Annotated in this window: 22 protein-coding genes and 1 riboswitch; of the genes, 11 read left to right on the top strand and 11 right to left on the bottom strand. The window is 36.8% G+C overall.

What is annotated here, in order from left to right; genetic code table 11:
* The first annotated feature begins 34 nt into the window (after positions 1–34).
* The 4 genes from PYW34_RS06125 (at position 35) to PYW34_RS06110 (ending at position 2,745) form a co-directional block, all read left to right on the top strand.
* Positions 35–469 (top strand): VOC family protein, encoded by a 435-nt coding sequence (locus tag PYW34_RS06125; protein ID WP_002288162.1) that lies wholly within the window; start codon positions 35–37, stop codon positions 467–469.
* A gap of 180 nt (positions 470–649) precedes the next feature.
* On the top strand, positions 650–1,060 hold the full coding sequence (locus tag PYW34_RS06120; protein WP_002288163.1) for an organic hydroperoxide resistance protein: 411 nt from the start codon (positions 650–652) through the stop codon (positions 1,058–1,060).
* Positions 1,061–1,116: 56 nt separating this feature from the next.
* On the top strand, positions 1,117–1,557 hold the full coding sequence (locus PYW34_RS06115; RefSeq protein ID WP_002288165.1) for a MarR family winged helix-turn-helix transcriptional regulator: 441 nt from the start codon (positions 1,117–1,119) through the stop codon (positions 1,555–1,557).
* 108 nt (positions 1,558–1,665) lie between these two features.
* Entirely contained in the window at positions 1,666–2,745 is a 1,080-nt protein-coding gene (locus PYW34_RS06110) for an AI-2E family transporter (protein ID WP_002288167.1), read from the top strand.
* Between the two features lie 125 nt (positions 2,746–2,870).
* Here the strand turns inward: PYW34_RS06110 and PYW34_RS06105 are convergent, their stop codons facing one another.
* Positions 2,871–4,160 carry an LPXTG cell wall anchor domain-containing protein gene (locus tag PYW34_RS06105; protein WP_002288169.1) on the bottom strand — a complete coding sequence of 430 codons (1,290 nt, stop codon included), beginning with the start codon at positions 4,158–4,160 and terminating at the stop codon, positions 2,871–2,873.
* Between the two features lie 147 nt (positions 4,161–4,307).
* On the opposite strand from PYW34_RS06105, the gene PYW34_RS06100 reads away from it, so the two are divergent.
* On the top strand, positions 4,308–5,861 hold the full coding sequence (locus PYW34_RS06100; protein ID WP_002288171.1) for a helix-turn-helix domain-containing protein: 1,554 nt from the start codon (positions 4,308–4,310) through the stop codon (positions 5,859–5,861).
* 107 nt (positions 5,862–5,968) lie between these two features.
* Here PYW34_RS06100 and uxuA read toward each other — a convergent pair whose 3' ends face one another.
* Positions 5,969–7,051, bottom strand: coding sequence for a mannonate dehydratase (uxuA, locus tag PYW34_RS06095; protein ID WP_002296275.1), 1,083 nt, complete (start codon positions 7,049–7,051; stop codon positions 5,969–5,971).
* Positions 7,042–8,688, bottom strand: a complete 1,647-nt coding sequence (locus PYW34_RS06090) for a mannitol dehydrogenase family protein (RefSeq protein WP_002333017.1) — start codon at positions 8,686–8,688, stop codon at positions 7,042–7,044. The genes uxuA and PYW34_RS06090 overlap by 10 nt, the downstream gene beginning before the upstream one ends.
* A gap of 183 nt (positions 8,689–8,871) precedes the next feature.
* Here PYW34_RS06090 and PYW34_RS06085 point away from each other — a divergent pair, with 183 nt between their 5' ends.
* The 6 genes from PYW34_RS06085 to PYW34_RS06060 all read left to right on the top strand — a co-directional run bounded on the left by PYW34_RS06085 (position 8,872) and on the right by PYW34_RS06060 (position 14,221).
* Entirely contained in the window at positions 8,872–9,534 is a 663-nt protein-coding gene (locus tag PYW34_RS06085) for a GntR family transcriptional regulator (protein WP_002288176.1), read from the top strand.
* Positions 9,535–9,677: 143 nt separating this feature from the next.
* Positions 9,678–10,241, top strand: a complete 564-nt coding sequence (gene ahpC, locus PYW34_RS06080; RefSeq protein WP_002288178.1) for an alkyl hydroperoxide reductase subunit C — start codon at positions 9,678–9,680, stop codon at positions 10,239–10,241.
* 9 nt (positions 10,242–10,250) lie between these two features.
* Positions 10,251–11,780 (top strand): alkyl hydroperoxide reductase subunit F, encoded by a 1,530-nt coding sequence (gene ahpF / locus PYW34_RS06075; protein ID WP_002288179.1) that lies wholly within the window; start codon positions 10,251–10,253, stop codon positions 11,778–11,780.
* 156 nt (positions 11,781–11,936) lie between these two features.
* A complete protein-coding gene (locus PYW34_RS06070) occupies positions 11,937–12,287 on the top strand; it encodes a DUF2200 domain-containing protein (protein WP_002288180.1) in 351 nt (116 codons plus the stop codon).
* 98 nt (positions 12,288–12,385) lie between these two features.
* Positions 12,386–12,916: an HdeD family acid-resistance protein gene (locus PYW34_RS06065; protein ID WP_002288181.1), complete on the top strand. Its 531-nt coding sequence runs from the start codon at positions 12,386–12,388 to the stop codon at positions 12,914–12,916.
* Positions 12,917–13,069: 153 nt separating this feature from the next.
* Complete coding sequence (locus tag PYW34_RS06060; protein WP_002295931.1) at positions 13,070–14,221, top strand: cation:proton antiporter; 1,152 nt, start codon at positions 13,070–13,072, stop codon at positions 14,219–14,221.
* Positions 14,222–14,329: 108 nt separating this feature from the next.
* Here PYW34_RS06060 and PYW34_RS06055 read toward each other — a convergent pair whose 3' ends face one another.
* The 8 genes from PYW34_RS06055 to PYW34_RS06020 form a co-directional block, all read right to left on the bottom strand.
* Positions 14,330–16,366 carry a penicillin-binding transpeptidase domain-containing protein gene (locus PYW34_RS06055; RefSeq protein WP_002288183.1) on the bottom strand — a complete coding sequence of 679 codons (2,037 nt, stop codon included), beginning with the start codon at positions 16,364–16,366 and terminating at the stop codon, positions 14,330–14,332.
* A gap of 124 nt (positions 16,367–16,490) precedes the next feature.
* Positions 16,491–17,375 carry an LCP family protein gene (locus PYW34_RS06050; protein ID WP_002325723.1) on the bottom strand — a complete coding sequence of 295 codons (885 nt, stop codon included), beginning with the start codon at positions 17,373–17,375 and terminating at the stop codon, positions 16,491–16,493.
* 91 nt (positions 17,376–17,466) lie between these two features.
* The gene (locus PYW34_RS06045) at positions 17,467–18,630 is read right to left on the bottom strand and encodes an FtsW/RodA/SpoVE family cell cycle protein (RefSeq protein WP_002295934.1); all 1,164 of its coding nucleotides are present in this window, start codon (positions 18,628–18,630) and stop codon (positions 17,467–17,469) included.
* A gap of 124 nt (positions 18,631–18,754) precedes the next feature.
* Positions 18,755–18,921, bottom strand: a riboswitch (M-box (ykoK) riboswitch).
* A 224-nt stretch (positions 18,922–19,145) separates the two neighbouring features.
* Positions 19,146–19,352, bottom strand: coding sequence for a hypothetical protein (locus PYW34_RS06040; RefSeq protein ID WP_002287763.1), 207 nt, complete (start codon positions 19,350–19,352; stop codon positions 19,146–19,148).
* Between the two features lie 15 nt (positions 19,353–19,367).
* Positions 19,368–19,982: a flavin reductase family protein gene (locus PYW34_RS06035; RefSeq protein WP_002287766.1), complete on the bottom strand. Its 615-nt coding sequence runs from the start codon at positions 19,980–19,982 to the stop codon at positions 19,368–19,370.
* Between the two features lie 146 nt (positions 19,983–20,128).
* Positions 20,129–20,812, bottom strand: coding sequence for an N-acetylmannosamine-6-phosphate 2-epimerase (locus PYW34_RS06030; protein WP_002287767.1), 684 nt, complete (start codon positions 20,810–20,812; stop codon positions 20,129–20,131).
* Positions 20,813–20,920: 108 nt separating this feature from the next.
* Positions 20,921–21,379 (bottom strand): ASCH domain-containing protein, encoded by a 459-nt coding sequence (locus PYW34_RS06025; RefSeq protein ID WP_002295936.1) that lies wholly within the window; start codon positions 21,377–21,379, stop codon positions 20,921–20,923.
* Positions 21,380–21,462: 83 nt separating this feature from the next.
* A complete protein-coding gene (locus PYW34_RS06020) occupies positions 21,463–23,226 on the bottom strand; it encodes a 1-deoxy-D-xylulose-5-phosphate synthase (protein WP_002287770.1) in 1,764 nt (587 codons plus the stop codon).
* Positions 23,227–23,268: the final 42 nt, after the last annotated feature.

Here is a 23,268-nt window from a genome sequence, read left to right as displayed (position 1 = left end):
GTAACTGTTCGACTGAAAAGGAGAGGAGATCTTTATGCATAAAGGAACGGAAATAGATTTTGTATTAAATGATAGTTTGAAAGCACTAGAACTGTATCAAACAATCTTTGATGAAATACAACTGATTGAGGCAACAGATTACCCTAGAGGCAATAATGAAGTCATTTTTACCTTGTATGGCACGAGATTCCATATGCTGGATGAAAACACGTCTCTTGGTTTGACTGCTCCTACTGCTGAACATCCAAATACGATCTGGTTCAATATCATCGTCTCTGATATCGAGGACACACATAATAAAGCATTACGAAATGGCTGTGTAGAGATTCAAGAAATGACAGAAATGATGGACTTTGGTGTGACTAACTCAATGTTCAGAGATCCTTTTGGTTATTTATGGATGCTTCATCAGGTCCATCGTGAAGTAAGTTTTGAAGAAAGAAAACAACTTTTTGAGAAATATATGTAATGTTTATGATGAGATTAGTTTTTGTCTCTGATATTTTTTTGTATATGTTTGCTATTCGAGAAAGCGCGTCTGTTTCATGTGCTTTCTCTTATTTATCTTATGCCAATCCATTTCTTTGCTTTCCACAATTATATTGTGTAAAATTCAATTGTATAAAATATAATTAAAGGTGGTAATTTTATGAAAAAAATGTATTCTACGAAAATGATCAACACAGGCGGACGCTCTGGAGAAGTTCATAATCCCGATCGTACATTCGAATTGAATATTGCAGCTCCTGGTAAACGCGTCGAAAATGCAACCAACCCTGAACAATTGTTTGCAGCTGGTTTCAGTGCATGTTTTAACAGTGCATTAGAATTGATCAAACAGCAAAAAAATATCTCTGGGGCTTCTACTGTCAGTGCACAAGTTTCCCTTTATTCAGAAAGTGAAACGAGCTTTGTCTTAGGTGTAGAGATTGAAGGATCTATCGAAGGTCTTTCTCTGGAAGAAACGCAAGAATTATTAGAGGCAGCGCATAAAGTGTGTCCGTATTCAAAAGCTACAGCTGGAAATATAGAAGTTACTCTGAAAGCAGTTAGTGAATAGACTTTTTTGTGTAAATCCGCTATGATACACTATAGTAAAACAGCGGAGGTGGAAAAATGGAAGATCTATATTTAGTTAATCAAGTATGTTTTCCTTTATATGCCGCCTCTAAGGAAATCATTAGACACTACACTTCCCTCCTCAAGCCGCTGAATCTTACCTATACCCAGTATCTTGTGATGTTAGTTTTATGGGAAAAGAAAAAGACTTCAGTGAAAGAGCTAGGAAATGATTTGTGTCTGGATTCTGGTACGCTGACTCCCTTACTAAAAAAGTTAGCAGAAAAAAATTATATTAATCGTCAGCGTGAAACGGGTGATGAAAGAATCGTAAATGTTACGCTGACTCCTCAAGGTGCTGCGTTGCAAAAACAAGCAGAAGGTATTCCACAAAAGATCAAGTCTTATCTTCCACTTGAACAGGAAGAATTGGATACACTGCAACATCTGACCCGAAAAATGCTAGATAATTTTCATCAAGACCAGAAAAAGGGCTGAAACTGCTAGATGAACGATTTTATGAGGAAAACCAACTCATAAGATAACGTCATTTAGCGGTTTTTCTTTTTGCTCTTTCTCTTTCTTATTTTCATATTCCATCATATAATGAATAACGTGTTTATTTTTTGTTATTTGGAGGTTGTCGATTTGACCGTTTATCAGCGTTTTTTGGCGAATGAAAAAATACGCCGTCTCACTGTTTTATTATTTGTCGTTTTTGTTCTTTTCTTAGTTAGAAGTATGATTACAACCATTTTGCTCACATTTATCTTTACTTATTTGATGATTCATCTTGTTCAAATCATTCAGCGATTTGTCCGAATCCCTACAGGTGTTTTAGCTATCATGATTTATACACTGATCGTTTACCTTATCTATCTGGCATTCACAAAGTATATCCCGATGCTTATTCATCAAACATTTGATATGATCCAGTCCGTTATTGATTTTTACGAGCATCAGCCAAAAGATGCAGATCCTGTTTTACAATATATCCATACTTATATTGAGCGAAACGATTTTTTTGAACAGCTTCAAAATGGCGCTTCGATTGCGCTTGGCTATTTACAGGATATAGGAAAAATGGCAGTGGCGTTTGCTATGTCATTCATCTTAAGTTTCTTTTTTATGATTGAAAAGAAAAAAACAATTGTATTCTCAAGATTGTTTTTAAAAAGTGAATTTTCTTGGTTCTTTCAAGATATTTACTATTTTGCCGATAAGTTTGTCAATACATTTGGTTTGGTATTAGAAGCTCAATTTGTTATCGCTCTTTTAAACACGTTGCTCACTACAATCGCCTTGGCTGTATTTGGCTTTCATCAGCTGCTGAGTTTAGCGATCATGATTTTCATTTTAAGTCTGATCCCAGTAGCAGGTGTTATCATTTCTTGTATTCCTCTATCTTTCATAGCTTATTCCCAAGGAGGCATCCGAGATGTTGTTTATATCCTGATTACGATTTTGATTGTCCATCTAATTGAGTCTTATGTGCTGAATCCGAAGTTGATGTCCAGCAAAACAGAACTGCCGATTTTTTATACATTTGTGGTCTTACTTGTTAGCGAACGGTTCTTTGGCGTTTGGGGCTTGATTGTTGGCATTCCGATCTTTACCTTCTTTTTAGATGTATTGAAAGTGAAAAAGATCCCGAACCATCTTCCAAAAGAAACAGATATCCCTTAAAATAAATATGAAGAAAGATAAAGTATGAACGACCCCAAATATCAGATTTCAATCTGGTATTTTGGGGTCGTTTTCTGGATATTTCTTTTTATTTGAAAAATGCGTTCACAGACATTATTCAAATGTTAGAGAGATCTGTTTTGTTTAAATCTTTTTGCAGAAAGCATTGTTGCTATACTTAATAGAATGATTCCGCTCCACAGTATAACTTTGTTTTGTGACTCTCCGGATTTTGGTAGCTGTTTATTTTTCGTTTCAGGACTAGCAAAGGTTGTATCCTTGCTACTTTTTAAGGTTTCAGCTGATTGGGCGCTATCAAATATTCGTGATTTTTTATTCAGCTGCTCTTCATTTATTTTTAGAATTGCTAGATTTGATTTTTTACTCTCTTTTTTTCCATCCTCTTGAATTGTTTTTTTGTTTATTTTTTCTGGTATTCCTTGGTCTCTTGCGTCCGTATCTGGTTCTGGAGTCACATCTGGTTTTTCTTCTGGATCTACCTCTGGTTTTTCTGGATTTTCAGTTTCATTATCTGTGTCTGGATTTGTTTCCGGTACTGTTTGGTTTCCAGAATCCGTATCTGGTTCTGGAGTTACATCTGGTTTTTCTTCTGGGGCTACCTCTGGTTTTTCTGGATTTTCAGTTTCATTATCTGTGTCTGGATTTGTTTCCGGTACTGTTTGGTTTCCAGAATCCGTATCTGGTTCTGGAGTCACATCTGGTTTTTCTTCTGGGTCTACATCTGGTTTTTCTCCAGGGGTTATTTCAGGTTTTGATTCATTGTCTGGCTCTGGTTGAGTTTCTGTATCGGGTTCTTCTCCAGGTTCTATTTCCGGTTTCTGTTCTCCGTCTGGATTTTCTGTAGGCGGTACTTCTGGCTTATTTTCATTTTCTGGTTTATCTGTTGGTTCTTCAACAAGATCTCCTCCTGAGTCGATAGCTGAATCTTGCTCAATTGTCTGCCGCTGACTATACGGCGTTAAATGATGATGATCGTTCGGTAGTCCATCTGATACCTTGACAGTAAAAAGCGCTGGTTTTAACAAGTCCTGATTTAATGTAACGGTGAAGGTAAATATCGCTTGCTTGTGTTGGATAGTCAAAGTGTTCTCGTCATAGCCAATCGACAAAGCGGGATCAACATTCTCAAATGTAACAGCTGATTGTAGTATAGGTGCTAAGTCTCCTGAATAGTCAATTTTTGCTTTGATGGTCGCTGTTTGTCCTTTTCTTAATTTTGCGACTCCTGAATTGAAGGATGAAAATTCATCCTGAAAGGTAATTCGATTGACGTTGGCCCACTTGGTTTCTGTCCATTTGGCTGTTTCTATCTCCTCTGTGTGGACTGTCTGATTTATAGTAAGCGATAAGCTTAAGGCTGCAAATGTTGATATTAAGATGGTTGAATATCTCATAACTCTCTCACTCCTTGATTTTTTTGTATGCAAGAAATAAGATAGTAGAGATTCTACCTATATGTTTACTGTTTTTTTGTCTAAATTTATGAAAAAAACAGTAATATTTTCAAGTTTTAACAATTTAAGTAAAAAGGAGCCTCTTTCATGCAAACTCAAGAAGCGATTAAAACGTTTCTCTTGAAGAAAAAAAGCAATACAAAATTAGATATTTTTCTTTTCCTATCTGAACATCGTTTCTTTATTACTACACAATATTTAGCAGATCATTTCCATATGTCTGAATCAAATTTTTTACTATACATCAAAGAATTAGAACAAGACTTTGAGCGTCTCAATCTAACAGAACTGCATATTGATAAGCAAAAACCTTTTTTAAAGTTGAATTTTGAAGGAATTGATCCGGCTTACTGCTATTATCGTCTATTTGGAAGATACTGCAACGAATCAGTCAGTTATCAGATCTTGACTTCTTTGTTCAGCTGTCAGACAAATTCGATTATCAGTTTAAGTCAGCAAACAAACTATAGTGCCTCTTATTTGTATACGAAAATGAAAAAGATTAATGCATTTTTAGCATTGTACGGTTTGTCTATCTCCTTTTCTAATAATGGCAGAAAGTCTTTTTCTGGAAAAGAGGTACAAATTCAATATGCAGCATTAGATATTTATTGGAACATCTTTTCAAGTACTGCTACAGAATTTTATGATGAAGATCCGCAAGTAGTGGCTTTTATGATGAATACTTTTTTTAAAAAAGAAGTACTTGACCGACTAAATAGCGGTATGATAGATAAATTATATTTTCTATTAAAAATATGTAAAGAGAATTTTCCTGCAACTTCTGTGAAAGACGTACAAAAAGAATTCACAGAGTATGAATATATTGACTTTTTTATTGATCCCTCTGTAGATATTTTGCGACCTAATCTGCCAATTTGTCGCGAACAACGCATCTTAGTGAATATTTTAGCTCGACTTTCTATCACGAAAATCGAATCGGAAGAAACAAGCTTGGAGCAATACAAACTTTTAAAAAAAGCAAACGTTCCTCATGTTCTTTATTCAAGAGAAATGGTGGAGTCCTTTTGTACTGTATTTGATTTGTTTATACCTGAAAAAGAAAAGATTCTTTACTCATTGGCATTCGCACGAAATAAACTTTATAATGGATTTCTTAACTTCAATCAACCAAATACGCCCCTTCCTACTTTCATGCTTTATCAAGAACATAGCGTGTTGAAAGAAGTCCAAACCGCCATTGAACAATTTTATATGGATTTCAGAGAACAAAATCAACACTTGTTACCAGTTATTTTAGAAAAGGAAAATGTGCAATGGATGGTTGAAGACCTAGTACATTTGTATGATCGCTACAAAAAACAGCCGCGAATTGTGATTGGTGTGAACTATACGCGTGATTTTTATATCAGTAAAGATCTGATCGTTAAGATAGAACAAATTTTTTCAAATGAATCGATCAAAATACAAAATGATTTTATGGAGAACTGCAACATCGTTATCAGCGACTGCCCTTTGAAACAATTGCCTTCTCATATCAAAAAAATCTATATTTTAAAAGGAATCATCACACCAGAAGACTGGAAAAAAGTGATTATGAGGATCTCAGAATATATCTTTGAATTAAAAGAAGAAGCACTCATGGATCAATCGAAAAAAGAAAATCAAGTTACTTCCTAGACCAAATAAGATACATAAATCCGAATGCTTATTAACAACCTCCGGATTTATGTATCAAGAATTTGAACATCCTTCTTATTTACATAATAAAATTACAGTTTTTTTCACTAATTATCTTTACTTTTGTTTCCTTTTTCGATTGCTTCCCATAATCCATTTAGATAAACAGCACCTAATGCTCGATCATATAAGCCGTATCCTGGTCTTCCTGTCTCATTCCAGATCATTCTTCCATGATCAGGACGGATGTATCCGTTAAATCCGTTGTCATACATTGTTTTTAGTATGCGGTACATGTCTAATGAACCGTATTCGGATTTATGCGGTGCCTCATAGAAATCTCGATTAGCTAAAAATTTAATATTTCGAACATGTGCAAATGGGATTCGATCTCTTTGACAAAATTCTGCTAAAATCCCATATACATCATTTTCTGGATCTTCTGCAATACTCCCTGTACAAAGAGTGATTCCGTTATAAGGGCTGTCTACTATGCGGCACAACCAATCTAAATCTTCTCGATTCTTTACGATTCGAGGTAATCCAAAAATCGAGTATGGCGGATCATCTGGATGTACAGCCATTTTGACCCCTACCTCTTCACATGTTGGGATGATTGATTGGAGAAAATAGGCAAAATTTTCTCGAAGTTTTTCTTCGTCTACTGATGCATAGGCTTCAAGCAAGGATTTGATATGAGCTAAGCGCTCAGGTTCCCATCCCGGCAATTCAAATTCATTGCTGGAATGTTCGATGCGCGCGACGATTTCTCTTGGATCATCTGGAATATCATCAGATATAAAAGCTAACGTGGATGAGCCGTCTTCTAAGCGGTAGTCAAGGTCAGATTTCACCCAGTCAAATACAGGCATAAAATTATAGCAGATGACTTCTATTCCATATTCTGCCAAGTTTCGGATTGTCTGCTTATAGTTTTCGATATACTGCTCACGGGAAGGTAATCCAATTTTAATGGCATCATGCACATTGACGCTTTCAATTACTTTTAGTGTTAACCCACGAGACTCAATTTCTTCTTTTAGTTCTTTGATCCTCTCCCTAGGCCATACCTCTCCTACTGGTATATCCATCAATGTGCCTACAATCCCTTTGACCGCAGGAATCTGTCTGATTTCATCTAAGGTAATCTTTTCTTCCTGTGATCCGTACCATCTAAAAGTCATTTCCATGATAAATTTCCTCCATGTTCTTGTAAGTAATCCTGTGATGTTTTTCGTACGGCATTCGGTCCTGCTACCATCTTGATGAACATTTCTTCTATTTTTCTGCCAAGCTCTGCTTGGTAAAGATCTACACCAAAAATTTCTTTATTTGACAAAATAGGAGCCATTTTCTCATGAATATGTGATGTATCTTGCGTACCCAGTTGAATATCGGAAAGCTTATGCTGAAAGTCTGTCAATAGTGGGTCTGGACTCGGGATGAATGGTTTTCCTTGATCATCAATGCCAATAAGGTATCGAAGCCAAGCAGCGAGAGTCAATGGTATGAATACAAGTGTCTGCGGGTCTTTAACTTCTATTTCCATATATTTTTTAATCGTCTCACCATAACGAATCGCCACCTTTTGAGAGGTATCCGTGGCGATTCGCTGAGGCATATCAGGAATATTTGGATTAGAAAAGCGCACAGTAATTACTTCTTCCAGAAAGATCTTTGGATCAATGATACCTGGAGACTCCACAACTGGGAGGCCTTCATTGTACCCGATTTCAGAAACTAGCAGCGATAAATCTGGATCTTTCATCTCCTCAGCTATGCTCCTATACCCCAGTAAACAACCCATAATAGCTAAAGACGTATGCAAAGGATTAAGGCAAGTCGTCACCTTCATCGTATCTGCTTTATCTACCGTTGCACGATCAGTCAAGAATACCCCAGCTTTTTCGAATTTCGGACGTCCATTGGGAAAATGATCTTCCATGATTAAATAATGGATGTCCTCTGTATTGACAAATGGAGCAATATTATTTCCTTTTGCGGTTTGGAAAATCGACATATTTGAAAAGCCCTCTTTTGCCAACATTTTGCTAACTGACAAGGAAGGATTCGGGGTGATACGATCAATCATCGTCCATGGAAACGCAACAATTTCTTCATTCGATAAGTATTGGATAAATGTATTTTGTACATAACCTTCCTTTTGCCATTCTTTTGCGATCGTTAGCAAAGAAGTACGTAATTGACTACCGTTTTGTGAAAAATTATCTGTAGAGACAAGTGCAATCGGCCAAGCTCCAGATAAAAAACGTTTATAAAGTAGCGCAGCAAGAATACTCATTGTATGTGATGGCTTCTTTGGACCATTTTTTATATCGACTGCAATCGGTCCTATATATTTATTATTTGTATCTTTCAATCGATAACCTTTTTCAGTAATAGCAAAAGTAACTAATTGTAAACTAGGATTTTCAAAGTGTCGAATCATCTTATCAAAGTGTTCAGAACAATCTGGATGACAATACAGACTGTCAGCTGTCGCAGCTAATATACGTTTGACGAACTCTCCACTGCTTGGCATGACCACTTCAAGAATCAAATCATCAAAATCTTGGTAAGCCCTTTCAATTATTTCTTCATCGAATGTTTCACAAACAATGACACCAGTGGACAATTCGCCTAGATCCGCTAAACGTTGAGCGATTTCTGCATGAAATCCTCGATAAAGATTTCCGCCACCGAAATGGATCCAGACAGGATTTTTTTGTCCATTTTCTCTTAATGATGCACGGTCAAAATGAGGTATTTCTACTTCTTTTTGAGATAATTCAGGGATAAAGTTCCTCCAGTTGTTTAAATCAATCATTTTTCCCCTCCTAAACTAACATATTAGTTTTTGTATTCAAGTGAATTTTATGCAATAAAAATCGCTATGTCAACCAAAATTTTACTATTTATACAAATTTACTAGTTAATGTGACATACCAGATTGTTTTTCAGACCTCTTCTGTTATACTACGTTCATAGAAATGATTTTGGAGGAATAAAGATGAAAAGCAGCTTGCAATCTCAAGCTTATCAAGCGATTCGTAAACAAATTATCTATGCTGACTTAGAACCTGGAAGGAAAATATCTGAAAAGGCACTGGAGGAACATCTTGCTATCGGCCGGACTCCCATTCGCGAAGCATTGATTCAACTACGTCAGCAAGAACTCGTGTATACGATACCTCAAAGTGGTACGTATGTTTCAAAAATTAATCTTGTTTCTGCAGAAAATGCTCGCTTTGTCCGAGAACAGTTGGAAGAGCAAATCATGATTGAATGTTGTTCCAAATTGGACACACAAACACGAATAGTGCTAGAAACGATTTTAGAAGAACAAGAAAAAGCAGTCAAAATAAATGACGAACGCGCTTTTTTCCGTGCAGATAATTTATTTCATGAAGCTTGTTTCGAAATTGCAGGAAGAAAAGAAGTTTGGAACTGGTTAGATGACCATAATACCCATTTAGAACGTTTCCGCTGGTTACGAGTGACCATTCAGGGGCTTCCATGGGAAACGATCATGGAACAACATTATGATTTACTCAAGGCTTTAGTTGATAAAAAACCAGAAGAAGCTCGATTTCAAACGGGATTGCACTTACACATGATGCTGAAAGAACAGGAAACTGTTACTCAACGTTATCCCGAGTATTTCCAGCAGTAGCATTTTCTTGCGACCTCTTCTATTTTTATAATTAACCTTCGTTTTTGAGTAATCTTTATTAAATAACAAAATATCCATTGACTTTGCAACTCCAACTAAATTACAATAATTATAAATAAATAATTATTATTGGAGGTTTTACTATGTCATTGATTGGGAAAAAAATCGAAGAATTTAATGCACATGCTTATCATCAAGGAGAATTTTTAGAAGTCAGTGAAAAAGATCTTATGGGGAACTGGAGTATTCTTTGCTTCTATCCAGCTGATTTTACTTTTGTTTGTCCTACTGAATTAGAAGACTTACAAGAACAATACAGTACATTGAAATCTTTAGGTGTTGAAGTCTTTTCTTGCTCTACCGATACCCACTTTACTCACAAAGCATGGCATGATACATCAGATGCTATCGGTAAAATCGAATACGTGATGATCGGTGATCCGTCTCATCAGATTTCTCGTATTTTTGATGTTTTGGATGAAGAGCAAGGATTAGCTCAGCGAGGAACATTTATTATTGATCCAGACGGAATCGTTCAAGCTATGGAAATCAATGCAGATGGAATCGGTCGTGACGCTAGTGCACTGATTGATAAGATTCGCGCTGCTCAATATGTACGTACCCACCCAGGTGAAGTTTGTCCGGCAAAATGGAAAGAAAGTGGCGAAACATTGAAACCAAGTTTTGATCTTGTTGGAAAGATTTAGGTGGTGGATATGTTAGACAAAGAAACTAAACAAAATCTCGAACAATATTTAGCACTGATTGAATCTCCTATTGTTTTTTCTGTTAGTTTGGATAATAGTGAAAATAGTCAAAAACTAGCTGAATTTACGAAGGAAATAGCAGAAATGTCTCCTAAAATCTCTTGGGAAAAAAGAGATTCGATGCGCACACCTAGTTTTTCTATCAATCCAGTTGGCAAAGAAAGTGGAATCGTTTTTGCTGGTATCCCCCTCGGTCATGAATTTTCCTCTTTTTTACTGGCTATGTTACAAATTAGTGGACGGGCACCGAAAATCAGTGAATCTTTGAGTCTTAAAATCAAAAAAATAACACAAACATTGCATTTTGACAGTTATGTTAGCTTGACTTGTCATAATTGCCCCGACGTTGTACAGGCATTGAATATATTAGCTGTATTAAATCCAAATATTACTCATACGATGATTGAAGGTGGGATGTTCCAAAAAGAAATCGATGATAAAAAAATCATGGCAGTGCCAACTGTGTTTTTAAATGGAGAAGAATTTAGTAGCGGACGCATGACGATCGAACAAATTGTTGAAAAAATCACTGGCCCTTTGATTGAAGAAGAGTTGTTTGAAAAAGAACCTTATGATGTATTAGTGATTGGCGGTGGACCAGCAGCTAGTAGTGCAGCTATCTATGCAGCACGTAAAGGAATCCGTACAGGACTTGTCGCTGATTCTTTCGGCGGACAAGTCGTTGAAACACTAGGGATTGAAAATATGATTGGTACCTCTTACACAGAAGGTCCAAAATTGATGCAGCAAGTAGAAAGTCATGTGCGTAGTTACCCTATCGACATTATGATGAATCAACAGGCCGTTTCCTTAAATAAAGAGCAACATTTTATTAATATTGGCTTAGCTAACGGTATATCACTTAAAGCAAAAACCGCCATCATCGCGACAGGTGCGCACTGGCGTTCTATCAATGTACCAGGCGAAAAAGAGTTTAAAAATAAAGGAATTGCTTATTGCCCACACTGTGACGGCCCTTTATTTAAAGGAAAAGAGATTGCTGTTATCGGTGGTGGTAATTCTGGTGTTGAAGCAGCAATCGATTTGGCTGGGTTAGCAAAACATGTATATGTTCTAGAATTCTTACCAGAATTAAAAGCAGATCAAATCTTACAGGATAAACTAGTCTCTCTTGCGAATGTCACTGTTATCAAACATGCAGCGACGAAAGAAATCAGCGGTACGAATCAGGTAGAATCTCTCTCCTATATCGATCGCCGTACGATGGAGATGCATACACTAGCTGTTTCAGGAGTATTCATTCTAGTCGGCTTACTCCCTAATACGGATTGGCTAGATGGAACGATCGAAATGAATCCAAGAAATGAAATAGTGACCGAGAAAAATGGCGCAACGAATATCCCCGGCGTTTTCGCAGCTGGTGATTGTACAGATAGTCCATACAAACAAATCATTGTTTCAATGGGTTCAGGAGCTACTGCAGCTTTAGGAGCATTCGATTATCTGATGCGCACTTGAGCTATGAAGATTGTAAAAAGTCAGAGAGCGGAAAAAAGGATGGTGACAAGAATTTTGTCACAATCCTTTTTGTTTTTTTGAATAATCGCTTTTTCTTCTCTTTTTCTTATATACTATAAGTAGTAAATAATTTGAAAAAAAGAAAGGTGACTGATTATGGCGCAAAATCGTATTTTTACGACAAGTTTTGCAAGCGTTTATCCTATGTATGTAGCAAAAGCGGAGAGAAAAGATCGTATAAAAGAGGAAGTAGATGAAATCATTTGTTGGCTGACGGGTTATTCCCAAACAGAACTAGAATATCAACTACAAAAACAAGTGACTTTCGAACAATTTTTTGCGGAAGCCCCTGTCCCCAATCCTTCACGTTCCTTGATTACAGGTGTTGTTTGTGGTGTACGAGTAGAAGACATCGAGGATAACTTGATGAAAGAAATTCGTTATTTAGATAAAATGATCGATGAGCTAGCAAAAGGCAAAAAAATGGAAAAGATCCTCAGAAGTTGATTTTTCCAGAGATATTCTTCTCCTTCGCTCATTTTGTAACATTTAATTTGGTAAAATGACTAGTTCACGTTAAAATAAGTCAAAGGAGGTTTTCTTATATGTTTGAGACGATTAAACAAAATATTCAAAAATACGCCTTATTAAGAGCTGCTGTTTATATTATTTCTGGGATTGCGATTGTGCTAAACCCTTCTGCTGTTTTTCATTTTATCGGTTATCTGATCACCGCCTATCTTGTTTTGCTTGGGTTGTTGAATCTTTTTGAGGCTTACCGTTTTAAAAGGAAAACAGGTTCTTGGAGTATCGGTCTGTTCAGTGGTCTTTTTTTCCTGATCTTAGCTCTGATCGTCTATGCTTTTGCACCTGCAATCGTTTCTATCCTGCCGATTCTTCTTGGATTAGCTGTTATCATCAACAGCTTGTTCCAGTTGTTCTTCAGCATGAATACAAAAGCTAAAAGTTGGAGTGTTTATAGTAGTATTCTGTTGTTGATTGGCGGATTCGTCTTATTGTTCAATCCATTCAAAAGTTTGATGCTTCTATTCCAAATATTCGGCTTTATTTTGATTTTCATGGGCATCCAGGAGATTATCAATTTCATCAGAATAAGAAAAATGACTATACGTTAATCATTTTTAGTTATTAAAATAGACCGTATAAAAACCAACAATCCAAAAAAATCTTTTGGATTGTTGGTTTTTTTGTGAGTATATTTTCCTATTTTTTCAATAATGTATGTTATGCTAAGTTCGGGCTATATTTTATACAAAGGAATGATGAGAATGGAATTTATTGGTATTTTATGCCTGATATTGATTTCAACAACGATTGGCTCACATATCTCGCGGAGATTAGGTATCCCAGCAGTGATTGGACAATTACTTGTTGGTGTTTTGCTAGGCCAAGCTGGATTGAATTGGGTCAAACCTGATATTCTAGTCCATGACTTTTCGGAGATTGGTGTGATCTTATTAATGTTTTTAGCTGGTCTGGAAAGTGATTTATCTCTTTTGAAAAAATATTTCCGACCTGGTATGTTCGTTGCTTTGCTTGGGATCATCTTCCCGGTTGTTTTTGGCTGGTTGACAGGCAAAGCATTCCAAGTTTCGGGAAATGAAGCGATTTTCTTTGGGATTATTCTTGCGGCAACTTCTGTCAGTATTTCAGTAGAAGTATTAAAAGAACTAAACGTAGTGAATACAAAAGAAGGATCAACAATTTTGGGTGCTTCTGTGGTAGATGACATTTTAGTCGTTTTAGTTCTAAGTTTCAGCCTATCTTTTCTAACGGGGGAAGCTTCTAGCAATGCTTCTTTACCGCTTGTTTTGATTGAACAGCTAATTTATTTTGTTTTTATTTTCTTATTAGTCAAATGGATTGCGCCTTTCCTACTTTCATTTGCAGAAAAAGTGTACGCAAATTCTTCTATTATCATCGTATCGCTAGTTATTTGTTTAGGAATGTCTTACGTAGCGGATCTTGTTGGGCTTAGCTCTGTCATTGGTGCTTTTTTTGCTGGGATAGCTGTCAGTCAGACAAAGGTTAAAGAAGAAGTATACCACAATGTAGAGGCTTTAGGATATGCAGTATTTATACCAGTATTTTTTGTCAGTGTAGGATTAGAAGTTGATTTTTCTGACTTTAGTGAACAACTACTCTTTATTTCTATATTGACGCTTGTAGCGATTTTGACCAAATTGCTTGGAGGTTATTTTGGTGCTCAGATTGCCGGTTTTTCTCAACATAGTTCATTGATGGTCGGTGCTGGTATGATTTCGCGTGGAGAAATGGCTTTGATCATTTTACAAATTGGACAGCAAAGTCAATTGATCGAACCACAGTACTATTCACCTTTAGTTATCGTGATTTTATTAAGTACACTTATTTCTCCACTTGTTCTCAAATATTTTACAAAAAAAGTTTATGAAGTGTGAGTAAATCAAAAAGAAGTTGTGAAAGAGACATCGTGAAAACCGTTTATTTGAAAAAAGGACTGTGACGATAACGCCACAGTCCTTTTACTGTACTTAAAAAGCAATTTTTTATTGATAATTTTGGTTGAGGTATTGCAATAGTTCCGATGCTCGTTTGGTTGCTGAATCATCATCTTCTTTATTTTCCAACATGCTGACCATCATATAACCTTGGTTATCAGGATTGAAAGCAAACAAGAAACTGTTCTCTTTCCCCTTTTCATCCTGTTTTTCTTTGATTTCCGCTGTACCAGTTTTCGCTGCCAACGGAATCCCTAAAGCAGAAAGAGAATGTGCTGTACCATTTACATCTTGCACAACTTCTCTCAGATCTGGCACGATCGTTTGTACTGCTGTTTCGCCGATGACATTCTTCTTATCTTTTGTCTCTTTATCTGCAATCAATTTAGGATAGACAAGTGTGCCATTGTTGGCAAAAACAGAATACATTGCTGCTTGCTGGATAGGATTAATTAGAAGTTCGCCCTGTCCATATCCAGTATCAGCTAGCAAGATATCTGAGTTAAAGCTATCTTCATTAGAAATTTGTGCTGGATTCATACTAATTGGCAAATCAAGGTCTTCACCAAAAATGAATTTATCTAAGCCTGTACGAAATTTTTTCTCACCCATTTTCAACGTTTCTTGTGCCATATATATATTATCGGAATAGATCAAAGCAGTTTTTAAGTCTACTTGTGATACATCACTGACACGCGTTACTTGATAAGATCCCCAAGAACTGTCTTTTTGCCATTTAAGCCCGTTGATCGTCAACACTTCATTTGGATCGATAGTGCCGTTGTCGAGACCGATTGCTGCTGTAATCATTTTAAACGTAGATCCAGGAGCATAACCTGTCGCAAATCGGCTGATGAATGGCTGTTCAGGATTTTCTTCATAAGCTTTGTAATCTTCTTGTGAGATCCCGTTTGTCATTTTGTTTGGATCATAGCTTGGAGAGCTAGCAAGCGCAAGAAGATCACCGGTTTTTGGCGTTGTCGCAACAGTTGATCCAGCTTTTCCTCCTAGACTGTCAAAAGCTGTTTTTTGTGCCTTCGCATCGATTGTCAATTTGATATCTTTGCCATTTTGAACTTCATGTTCGATCAGAACTTTTTTCTCTACACCGTCTGCATCTGTAATGCTTAATTTCCCACCTGTTGTCCCACGAAGATCCTTATCAAAAGCCATCTCCAAACCTGAGCGACCGATTTTTCCATTACTGCTTAATTCTGGATTCTTATCAATATCTTCTGCTGTGATATCTCCCACGTAACCAATCAGCTGAGCAGCTGCTTCACCCAAAGGATAATATCTGCCGTCTACTTCTTGAATGGTAGCTCCAGCTGGAAGTTCTGGCGTTGCTCCATCAATGATTTTCAATGGGACAAAGTAATCGGGTTGTACCCAGCTTTGTGAAATCGCCTGATTGATAGCATCTTCTGTTAAGTCGAAGGAGGAAGCAATCGCTTTGATATTGGCTGTTTTTTCGCCTCCATCTCCAAGTTTACTTGGAACGACTCCTAATTGTTTTAGTTTGCCTGTTGTTGCTAATGGTTCACCATTTCGATCTATAATATTCCCTCTTGCTGCTTCTTGTGTGGTCAGGCTTACTTTGTCATTTCCTTCCATTTCTGGAAAAACCAAGTTGGGTTGCCAGTTGATCGTGGTTTGACCATCATTTCTGTCTAATGTTCCTTTATAAGAAAGATCTTTCAATTCACCTAATGAGGTATTCATCTTTGCTTTATATGAAAAACTGTAAGTAGAATCGTCTTTTTTATCTACTTTTAGATTCGATATCTGAAGTCCTTTGACATCAGCAGCACCGTATATATTCTGGTATTTATCTAAGATCTCTTTTTCAGATAATGCACTTTTATTTGCCGCCTTTTTTGATGTCATTTCTGCAGCTTTGTTATAATCTCCCTTGTTCAAAGCTTGGACAAATTGCTCAACTGTCTTTTCTCCAGCTTCTACTGCTTGGGTTTCTTGATAGTGCTGGTAGTAAAAATAACCGCCACCCGCAGCTGCTATTAAGATCACTGCGCCGGCAATATAAGCGCCTGTTCGATTTTTGCCGTGCTTGTCACTTCTTTTCATTTTTTCCTCCTTCTCTTGCTTGTCATTCCTTTATTTCACTATTTATACCTGTTTATTCTAACATAATAAAAGAAGTCAGAACATAACATAGATTGTTATTTCTAACTTCTTTTATTTTCTTTACTTAATTATTCAGAAATTTTTTGATTGCTTCTTGGTTTTTGGTCAAATCTAATTCCAGAACACTTCCGGAAGGCGTATTGTCGTTGAAGTCCCAACTGCCGTCTACTGGTACGGATAATGTATCGATCTTTTTATTATTGTCTTTGAGGAAATCCATACCACAATCCAGAAGCACACTTTCTGGAAGGTTCGTTTGGATACTACCAAGTAATTTCCCAACCGCTTTGGGTAGCTTGAATATTGAAGTTACGTCTTTCAGCTGCTGAGAGATAGCTTTGATCACTTGCTGCTGCCTTCTGATCCTCCCGAAGTCTCCTTCTTTGTCTTCCCGAAATCGAGCATACTGGAGTAAAGTATTACCATCCATCACTTGCTCTCCTTTGTTTATATATACGCCATCTAAATCTAGAGATTTTTCTGCATCGATCTTGACTCCACCAGGAAACAGTTCATTAACGCAATCGATAAAATCTTGAAATGTGATACTTGCATAATAGGGAGCTTCAAATTTGAAATTTTCCTTTAATGTTTGATTTAATAAATCAACTCCCCCATAAGAGTAAGCTGCATTTATCTTATTCATTCCGTAACCTGGAATATCGACATATGAATCTCTCATGATAGAGATCAGTTTTGCTTGTTGTGTTTTCTGGTTGTATTGTGCAACCAGAAGTGAATCCGAGCGACCGTTTTCGTCTTTCGAACGAGCATCTGAACCAATCAAAGCCACATTTAGTGTGGTAGGGACACTTTTCGGCTCTACCTTTTTCACAGTTGAACTCTGTTTTGCAGACGAAAATCCATGGATAAACTCAATCGAAAAATAGCCAACTACTAATGTAAGCAGTAACAAAATAGATAATATGATTTTTTGAGATACTTTCATTGCGAATTCCTCTTTCTAAAAGAACCTCTCGCTTGAAAAATAAAAGATTGTACTTTATGATAATTCAAACTGAGAGTTTCTCAGTTTCTCTTTATTGTTTTTCAGGTCGATAGAGCGGCAACTCTTCGGCCTGTATCTTTGAAGAAATATTCAACGTGATTCCGATTCCTAAAGAAAGGATCAGATAACTTGTTCCTCCGTAGCTAACAAATGGCAATGGCACACCAGTCATTGGCATCAGCCCCGCGATACTTCCCACGTTCATTATCGTCTGAACGAATAGCAAAGTTCCGAATCCTAAAAGAAACAATCCAGCTTGCTGATTTTTACAGCGACTGCTTAAACAAAAGATTCTCATGCATAATGAGAACAATAAGAAAAGCACACACAATGCACCGATTAGCCCAAGCTCTTCTGTAATAATCGAAAAAATAAAATCTGTTTCTGTCTCTGGAAGATACCCTTTTTTTGTGATACTATTTCCTAATCCCCGCCCAAATATGCCACCATTATATAGTGCATAAAACGAATGGGTCATTTGATAGCCCGCACCATGACTATCGATAAAAGAATCTCTTAAAGTCGCGATCCTTTCATAAGCATGATTAAACATCTGTGGAAGCCAACCTTTATTTCCTAAATATAATACCCCGCCTGCTGCTCCAATCAGCAATGCAGAAAAAGTAACGATTAGATAGATCCCTTTTTTAAATGGAACCGCCGCTGCCCAAAATATGACCCACGCAATCGAAAGGATCATCAATGCTCCAGCAATCTTTGGCTGAAATAAAATCAGAAAAGTTATACCTACTGTAATCAGGAATGGTTTTTTTAGATCTTTTGGGCTACTATTTCCGTCACGAAAAAACCAGCTTAAATAAAAAATCAAAAAAAGATTTGCCAGTTCAGAAGGCTGGAATTGAATGCCAAACAGAGAGATCCAACGTTGTGCGCCGTTGACAGTGACACCGAATATCCCTATTCTTACTAATACTAAAAAGAAAATCGATAAGGCTAAACCGTATCCTGCTATTTTAGGGTGAAGTAAATAGTGTAGTTTGACTGAACGAGCTAAGAAGATCACGCTCCAACTCAAAAATATGAAAATTAGTTGACGCAATAATAGACTTTTTGTATTTTCATCGGCTTGCAATAAACGATAAGAACTGGCACTGTATACTTCTAAAAGACCGATCATGGACAAAGTCAAATAAGGACCCAAAATCCACCAATCGATCTTTTTTCTTTTTTTCACCGCATCTCCTCCTCACACAGCAATCCACTTGTCAGGTGAGGAGCGAGTTTGTCTCATCAAATAAGTCAGTCACAAAAATATAAAGAAAAGGTCAGAAACCTTTTCGAACAAGAATTCTGACCTAGCATCATCTCATCGTCCGAGTTTTAGCACTATACAACGTAAAGAAAACATTCTTAGCTATTGGAAAAAGCCTTAATCCGACAGTTTCTGTTTTACCCATTGGCGACTTTCGACGTTTCTGGGCAACAGCCTATGTTTGTATAGGAGCCTCACCTAACAAGGTTATTACTATATTCTATTTACGAGTTCATGATAGACTTTTCCTAATGATTAGGCAATGGAATTTGAAATGAAATAGTGAAATTTAACAATCTTTAATATTTTTTAGAAAAAAATAACAAATAAGTTGAAAGAATCCCGTTGCAAATTCTTTCAGTTGCACCAGGATTCTTTGATAATTTTTTAGTTTTATGTGTTTTTTTATATGTTTTTTCACTTTTCGGAATAAATATTTATTTGTTAAAGTAATTAAACAATCCGCTAATCGTTTGATCTGGCATTTCTATTTCCTTACCATCTAAAGTAACAGTAGTAACGACAAAATGGTCTTGCAATGGCGGAACTTCTAAGTACTGCCCTTGCAGAAAATCATTCACTGTTTCATATTCTTTTTTCATTTCTTTTGAATCTGTCGATGGTTTATAGCTTATTTTTAACATAACTAGTGCTCCTTTTTATTCGGGACGTGCAATCGTGAAAATTTCTCCTATTGCTGCATAATCATTTCCTGCCAAACGGCTTACAGCATTCAATTTTCTTGGATCGATCCTTCCTGTCTTATCATCATAGACTGTTTCATTTAAATGATATTTCTGTACTTCTAGCAAAAATAAATCAGCTGTTACTTTATTTTTATTCCGTATCTCGACATGTTCATATAAGGATGTTTCAAAACGAACTTTTGCTTCTGTCAATGCTGGTACTGAAATGATTACTGAATCAGTTAAAGTCAAGTCAGTCAGGTACAGTTCGCTTTCCTCATTAGGCAGATTGGCTGCTGTTTTATTTACTTCTTCTACGTTGTCCTCATCAAGGATATGGATAACAGCTTCTCTTGTCTCAAGAATATTCTTTGCTGTGTCTTTTACTGCATCTTGTTTTCTCTGGATCGCCAAGGATAAGATGGGTCGATTCGAACTGACGATATTGAAGTAACTGAAGGGTGCGATATTCACTATATCTTTTGCTGATTTAGTCGTTACTACTGCTACTGGTCTAGGGATGACTGAACCAATCAGCAACTTGTAATTTTCACGTTCTGTCAATTCTGAAGGACTCCGTTCAAACATGGTTTCGCCTTCTTTCTATAAAATTCGTTAAAAAGCAGATCTTGAAGACAAAATGAAAAGTAATGCTTTTTTCATCTTCTTAGAATCTGCTTTAAACTATCTATCAATTTTTCTTTTTTGTCAAGAATCTGTGCCGTGCGTGTTTTTTAGTTATTTGCTTTACTTGCGGCTTCGACATATCTTTTAGTGATCAATTGCGGACGGGTGATAATAGATCCAACTACGACTGAAAAAGCACCTAATTCATATGCTTTCTCTACTTGTTCAGGAGAGTCAGTATGTCCTTCCATAATTACTGGGATATCGACTTGTTCTATGATTTGATTCAATAAATCAAAATCAGGTGTCTGCGTCTTTCGTGAATATTCTGTATAGCCTGCTAAAGTCGTAGACAAAAGATCAAAACCATCTTCTTGCGCTTGAAGCGCTTCCTCAAAAGTCGAAATATCTGCCATAGCTAACCGACCGTGTTCGTGAATCATTTGGACAAGTTCAGCAGTTGTTTTTTCTGTCGGACGTTTACGAGAAGTTGCATCCAGTGCAATGATTTCTGCTTGCGTCTCCAAAAGTTCTTCCACTTCTTTTTCTGTCGCAGTAATAAACACTTCTGACCCATCGTAATCTCTTTTGATAATCCCTATTACCGGTAAATCAACGATTCGCTTGATTTCATTGATATCTTCTGTCGTATTTGCTCGAATACCAACTGCTCCGCCTTCTTTTGCAGCCAAAGCCATTCTCCCCATAATAAAAGAACTGTGTAGCGGCTCGTTTTCCAAAGCTTGACAAGAAACGACGACTCCGCCTTTGATTTGTTCCAGTGTATCCACAATATCTCCTCCAGTAATGTTATATAAAAATACAGCTTCATATAAAAATGTAACCCTTTTCTATTCAGGAGTCAATAATGAGCTATTTCTTTCAGCAGACCTTTCTTACTAAAAGAAAATTACTTCAAATTCTTCGTATACGACCAGCTTCTCTTCTGTAAATTCTATGTTCAACGCTTCTTTATAAGCATGTTTAAAAAACTCAGCATGGACTTTCCGCCAATAAGCTAATGTCCGATCCCCTTCTCCTTCTTTCCAAGCATGCTCTTTCGTGACTTCACTAAAAGGCAAGATGGTCACATTTATATTTTTGATGATACAAACTGGTTCATTTTTTCCATTCAGGACCACGTCTAATTGACCAACTTTTGGTAAAGGCTCATTCTCTTGTTTATACAGATCGTAACCACTTGATGTACCAGTCTTTATCTTTTTTACAACTAGTTCGCTCAACTCGTCTGCCATTTTTTCTGTATCCCCAAATGAAAAGAAACCTAATTTTTCTGATTGATAACTAGGATATTTTTCTTGGAACTTTTTGACATATTCTTCTACTTGCTGATACATAACATCCACCCCTTTGCTTTTTATAATGAAAAAACCATCCAGATACTAGTATAAACAATTATCTGGATGGTGAGCATAATGAATTATTGAATATTCAAGACACGCAGACTATCTTCAACGATTTGTTTTGGTGTTAAATGATAACGTTCATAAAGCTGCCCTACAGGAACGCTATCCGTGAATTCTTTCTCTGCACCAAAATTTAATACGTTCATTGAAGAATCACCATAATAACGACTGATATTTTCGCCAAATCCTCCTGACAAACTACCATCTTCTAATGTGATGACTAATTCGTGTGTTTCTTTTAATTTATCTAATGTTTCTACGTCATTTTCTGTGATCGTTCCTGGATTGATCAACGTTGCTTCGATTCCTTTTTTTCTAAAAGCTTTTACTGTTTCTTTTCCTAATTCAAGAAAACCGCCTAAAGCTAAAATTGCTACTTTTCCTCCATTATTTACTGTTTGATAGGCTGGAATACTATAATCATTTGCGATAGCTGTACCATGTTCTACACCATGTGTAGGAATTCGGATTGCTACAGGCTGCGCTGTTTGTTCGAACGCCCAATCTAGCATAGAGATCATATCCTCTTTTGTTGCTGGAGCAAGATATTTGATGTTCGGGATACTTGATAAGTAAGGAATGTCAAATGTTCCTTGGTGTGTTCGGTCACTAGCTGAGATCGTTCCGCCACCGACTAAAATAATCACTGGATTCTCGTTGATCGCTAAATCATGTGATAATTGATCATATGCCCGTTGCAAGAAAGTACTTGATTGGAAGACGACTGGACGTACTCCCTGAGAAGCCAAAGCAGAAGCGAAAGTGATAGAGTGCTGTTCAGCGATCCCCACGTCAAAATAATGATCTGGATGTTTTTCTTGGAATGTTTTCAGTCCAAAGGCGCCTGGTATCGCTGCATTGACTGCGGCAATAGGAGCTGTACTTGTTTGCATTTTCTTATCCAAATAATCCATGATGATCATATTAAATGTTTCTCCAGAAGTTACTTGCTTTGCCTCCCCGGTGGACAGATCAAATGGTACATGCCAATGATATTTCATTTTATTATCGATTGCCGGCTGATAACCGCGACCTTTTTCCGTATGGACGTGAAGTACAATCGGATGATCAATATCTTTTACTTCTTCAAATAAACGGATCACCGTTTCCAGATCGTTTCCATTATCCACGTAACGATAATCAAATCCCATTGCTTTAAATAGGTTATTGCTGCTTTTACCGTTGGTTTGACGAAGCTCAGCTAAGTTTTTATATAAACTGCCATGATTCTCATCAATAGACATCTCATTATCGTTTACTAATACGATTAGATTGGATTGTAAAACACCACCATTGTTCAATCCTTCAAAAGCTAAGCCACCACTTAGGGAGCCGTCACCGATAAATGCTACCACATTTCCTGATTCTTTCTTCAGATCTCTCGCTTTAGCTAAACCTGTTGCTAAGCTGATAGATGTAGATGTGTGCCCCACTGTAAAATAGTCATGTTTACTTTCATGTTGGTTGGAATATCCGCTCACTTCACGGTAATGTCCTTTTTCAAAACCATTTTTTCGACCAGTTAAAAGCTTATGACCATAAGACTGATGGGAAACATCCCAAACGATTTTATCCTTTGGTGAATCAAATACATAATGAAACGCAATCGTTAATTCTACTACACCTAGATTCGGACCAACGTGCCCACCTACATCGCTGTCCTTTTGCAAGATTTTTTGGCGCATCTCTTCTGCCAACTGTTTCATTTCCTCAACAGATAATTTTTTGACATCTGCGGGGCTATTGATTGCATCCAATACATGTAATACTGTACTCATAATACATTCTCTCCTCCGTACTATCTTCTTTTAATGAAAATA

Origin of the sequence: Enterococcus faecium (assembly GCF_029023785.1) — a bacterium.
GTDB lineage: Bacteria > Bacillota > Bacilli > Lactobacillales > Enterococcaceae > Enterococcus_B > Enterococcus_B faecium.
This window is presented reverse-complemented; position numbering and strand designations above follow the sequence as displayed.

Coding starts and splice junctions, on each gene's coding strand:
- PYW34_RS06125 (WP_002288162.1), top strand. CDS start 35: ATGCATAAAGGAACGGAAATAGATTTTGTATTAAATGATAGTTTGAAA.
- PYW34_RS06120 (WP_002288163.1), top strand. CDS start 650: ATGAAAAAAATGTATTCTACGAAAATGATCAACACAGGCGGACGCTCT.
- PYW34_RS06115 (WP_002288165.1), top strand. CDS start 1,117: ATGGAAGATCTATATTTAGTTAATCAAGTATGTTTTCCTTTATATGCC.
- PYW34_RS06110 (WP_002288167.1), top strand. CDS start 1,666: ATGAATAACGTGTTTATTTTTTGTTATTTGGAGGTTGTCGATTTGACC.
- PYW34_RS06105 (WP_002288169.1), bottom strand. CDS start 4,160: ATGAGATATTCAACCATCTTAATATCAACATTTGCAGCCTTAAGCTTA.
- PYW34_RS06100 (WP_002288171.1), top strand. CDS start 4,308: ATGCAAACTCAAGAAGCGATTAAAACGTTTCTCTTGAAGAAAAAAAGC.
- uxuA (WP_002296275.1), bottom strand. CDS start 7,051: ATGGAAATGACTTTTAGATGGTACGGATCACAGGAAGAAAAGATTACC.
- PYW34_RS06090 (WP_002333017.1), bottom strand. CDS start 8,688: ATGATTGATTTAAACAACTGGAGGAACTTTATCCCTGAATTATCTCAA.
- PYW34_RS06085 (WP_002288176.1), top strand. CDS start 8,872: ATGAAAAGCAGCTTGCAATCTCAAGCTTATCAAGCGATTCGTAAACAA.
- ahpC (WP_002288178.1), top strand. CDS start 9,678: ATGTCATTGATTGGGAAAAAAATCGAAGAATTTAATGCACATGCTTAT.
- ahpF (WP_002288179.1), top strand. CDS start 10,251: ATGTTAGACAAAGAAACTAAACAAAATCTCGAACAATATTTAGCACTG.
- PYW34_RS06070 (WP_002288180.1), top strand. CDS start 11,937: ATGGCGCAAAATCGTATTTTTACGACAAGTTTTGCAAGCGTTTATCCT.
- PYW34_RS06065 (WP_002288181.1), top strand. CDS start 12,386: ATGTTTGAGACGATTAAACAAAATATTCAAAAATACGCCTTATTAAGA.
- PYW34_RS06060 (WP_002295931.1), top strand. CDS start 13,070: ATGGAATTTATTGGTATTTTATGCCTGATATTGATTTCAACAACGATT.
- PYW34_RS06055 (WP_002288183.1), bottom strand. CDS start 16,366: ATGAAAAGAAGTGACAAGCACGGCAAAAATCGAACAGGCGCTTATATT.
- PYW34_RS06050 (WP_002325723.1), bottom strand. CDS start 17,375: ATGAAAGTATCTCAAAAAATCATATTATCTATTTTGTTACTGCTTACA.
- PYW34_RS06040 (WP_002287763.1), bottom strand. CDS start 19,352: ATGTTAAAAATAAGCTATAAACCATCGACAGATTCAAAAGAAATGAAA.
- PYW34_RS06035 (WP_002287766.1), bottom strand. CDS start 19,982: ATGTTTGAACGGAGTCCTTCAGAATTGACAGAACGTGAAAATTACAAG.
- PYW34_RS06025 (WP_002295936.1), bottom strand. CDS start 21,379: ATGTATCAGCAAGTAGAAGAATATGTCAAAAAGTTCCAAGAAAAATAT.
- PYW34_RS06020 (WP_002287770.1), bottom strand. CDS start 23,226: ATGAGTACAGTATTACATGTATTGGATGCAATCAATAGCCCCGCAGAT.